Annotated in this window: 1 protein-coding gene; it reads right to left on the reverse strand. The window is 67.5% G+C overall.

The genetic code is table 11. The annotated features are described in order from the left end of the window. The coding region (locus IG74_RS47465; protein WP_037827689.1) for a KR domain-containing protein at window positions 1-252 on the reverse strand (252 nt) is incomplete at both ends.

A 252-nucleotide genomic window follows, 5' to 3' on the forward strand; every position in this document is an offset into this window, starting at 1 on the left:
CCGACGGTCCTCCACCAACGCGTCCAGATAAGCGTTCGCCGCACCATAAGCAGCCTGACCACCACTGCCCCACACACCCGCGATCGACGAGAACACCACGAACGCGTCCAGCTCACGATCACCCAGCAACACGTCCAGATGCCCCGCACCCGCCGCCTTGCCCGAGATCACCGACGCCGCATCCGCCAGCCCCATCCCCGCAAGCTCCGCCGCCTGCTCCACACCAGCCGCATGGAAGACAGCCCTCAGCGG

The sequence above is a fragment of the Streptomyces sp. NRRL B-1347 genome, from assembly GCF_000720325.1.
GTDB lineage: Bacteria > Actinomycetota > Actinomycetes > Streptomycetales > Streptomycetaceae > Streptomyces.